The sequence below is a fragment of the Micromonospora echinofusca genome, assembly GCF_017614955.1.
In the GTDB taxonomy this organism is placed as follows: domain Bacteria; phylum Actinomycetota; class Actinomycetes; order Mycobacteriales; family Micromonosporaceae; genus Micromonospora; species Micromonospora echinofusca_A.
Genome location: NZ_WVUH01000576.1, coordinates 1 through 2,407, shown reverse-complemented (window position 1 = coordinate 2,407; position 2,407 = coordinate 1). Strand labels below are relative to the sequence as shown.

The window sequence follows — 2,407 nt, the reverse complement described above, 5'->3', positions numbered from 1 at the left end:
GCTGTACACGATCCTGCGACCAGCGGTACGGGCCGTCGGCCTGGAGGTGCTGGAAGCCGTGAACGTCCGGCTCTTCCCGGGCCGGATCCCCATCCCCGACCTGGTGGTCGTCGGGGAGATCGACTTCGACGAGCCGATCGTCGAGGCGGCCTCGGTCCGGCTGGTCTGCGAGATCATCTCGCCCGGCAACGCGGCCACCGACAAGGTACTGAAAATGCACTACTACGCCGCCGCCGGCATCGACTGGTATCTCCTGGTCGAGCAGGACACCGGCAACCTGCACCTGCACCGCCGCTCCGGGGCGAACTACCGGCTGCACTCCAAGACCGAGGCGGGTGGGGTCCTGGAGCTCACCGAGCCGGTGCGGGTCACGATCCGCCCCGAGGATCTACTCCCCTGATCAATTTCCCCCTCCCCGGGGCGGGACGGCTCGCATAGGGTCGCCCCATGACCGAGTTCGACGCGGCGACCGCAGCGGTCCAGGCCGCCCTGGACGCCGGAGCGCGGTACGCCGACGCGCGGGTGATGCACCGCCGGTACGAGTCGATGTCCGCCCGTAACGGCGAGATCGAGGAACTGGCCCAGGACGAGACCCTGGGCCTGGGGGTCCGGGCCCTGGTCGGGTCGAGCTGGGGCTTCCACGCCGTACCCGATCTCTCCGACGCCGCCGCCCGCGCGGCCGGCCGGCGGGCTGCCGAGACCGCCCGGGCCAGTGCCCGGGTCGCCGGCCCCGACGTCGACCTGGTCCCGGCGCAGCCGGTGACCGCCTCCTGGGCCTCGGAGTGTGTCGTCGACCCGCTCACCGTCGCGCTCAGCGACAAGGGTGACCTGCTGGTCGAGGCGACCCGGACGATGGTCGCGCACGGCGCCGACCTGGCCGAGGGGCTCTACCAGATCTGGGACACCGCCAAGTGGTTCGTCTCCAGCGAGGGGCACCGGATCGACCAGCGGATCCGGGAGTGCGGCGCGGGCATCTCCGCCACCGCCATCGGTGACGGGGAGACCCAGCGCCGGTCCTGGCCCAGCTACCGGGGGCAGTACGGCACCTCCGGCTGGGAGCTGGTCGACTCGCTCGACCTGACCGCGCACGCCGCCCGGATGGCCGACGAGGCCCGGGCCCTGCTCACCGCGCCGCTCTGCCCGGCCGGCGAGACCACCCTCATCCTCGGCGGTGAGCAGCTCGCCCTCCAGATCCACGAGTCGGTCGGGCACGCCATCGAGCTGGACCGCATCCTCGGCTGGGAGGCGGCCTTCGCCGGTACGTCCTGGCTGGACCTGGCCCAGCTCGGCTCGCTGCGGTACGGCTCCGAACTGATGAACGTGACCATCGACCCGACCATCCCGGGTGCCCTGGGCAGCTTCGGTTTCGACGACGAGGGCACCCCGGCGGCGAAGCGGGACGCGGTGCGCGAGGGGCGCTGGGTCGGGGTACTGGCCGGCCGGGACTCGGCCGCCGTGGCCGGCCTGGACTACGCCGGCAGCGTACGCGCCGACGGCTGGTCCCGGCTGCCGATGGTCCGGATGACCAACGTCGGCCTGGAGCCGGGGCCGCACACCCTGGACGAGATCGTCGCGGCCACCGACGACGGGGTGCTGATGGACGTCAACCGGTCCTGGTCGATCGACGACAAGCGGCTGAACTTCCAGTTCGGCTGCGAGATCGGCTGGGAGGTACGCAACGGCCGGCGGGGACGGATGCTGCGCAACCCCACCTACACCGGGATCGGCCCGCTCTTCTGGCGCTCGATGGACATGCTCTCCTCGGAGACCGTCTCCTGGGGTACCCCGAACTGCGGCAAGGGTCAGCCGGGGCAGATCGGCCACACCGGCCATCCGGCCGCCCCGGCCCGCTTCCAGTCGGTGCGGGTGGGGGTGCACGGGTGAACGGGAGGAATGCGCGGGTGAGCACGGAACTGGACCTCGCCGGGCAGGTGGTCGAGCTGGTCCACCGGCTCGCCGGGCCGGACAGCGAGGCGGAGGTGGTGGTCGAACGCGGCGAGTTGGCCCTCACCCGGTTCGCCAACTCGGCCATCCACCAGAACGTCAGCTCGGTGACCACCACGGTCCGGCTACGCCTGCACCGGGACGGGCGGACCGCCGCCGGGGGCAGCACCGTGGTCACCGGGGACGGCCTGCGGGCGCTGGTCGAGCGCACCGTCGCCGCCAGCCGGCTCTGCCCGCCGGACCCGGCCTGGCCCGGCCTGACCGCCCCGACGGAGATGCCGGACCCGCCGGACTGGGACACCGCCACCGCGCACGCAGGACCGGACGAGCGGGCGGACCGGGTACGTGCCTTCGTGGACGCGGCCGGCGGGCTGGAGACGGCGGGCTTCTGCCGTACCACGCACCGGGTCGGGGCGTTCGCGAACACTGCCGGCCAGACGGCGGTCGGCCGGGCGGCCGAGGC

General features: G+C 73.1%; 3 protein-coding genes. All 3 read left to right on the top strand.

Going from position 1 to position 2,407, the window contains the following annotated elements:
• Positions 1 to 400 (top strand): Uma2 family endonuclease (locus GSF22_RS32895; RefSeq protein WP_208817808.1); only part of this gene is annotated, 400 nt, incomplete at its 5' end.
• A gap of 47 nt (positions 401 to 447) precedes the next feature.
• Positions 448 to 1,884 (top strand): TldD/PmbA family protein, encoded by a 1,437-nt coding sequence (locus tag GSF22_RS32890; RefSeq protein ID WP_208817807.1) that lies wholly within the window; start codon positions 448 to 450, stop codon positions 1,882 to 1,884.
• Between the two features lie 17 nt (positions 1,885 to 1,901).
• Positions 1,902 to 2,407, top strand: a 506-nt coding sequence (locus GSF22_RS32885) for a PmbA/TldA family metallopeptidase (RefSeq protein WP_307804508.1), incomplete at its 3' end; no start/stop codon positions are given.

Excerpts from the sequence above, each read along its gene's own strand:
- GSF22_RS32890 (WP_208817807.1), top strand. The coding sequence starts at position 448 with ATGACCGAGTTCGACGCGGCGACCGCAGCGGTCCAGGCCGCCCTGGAC.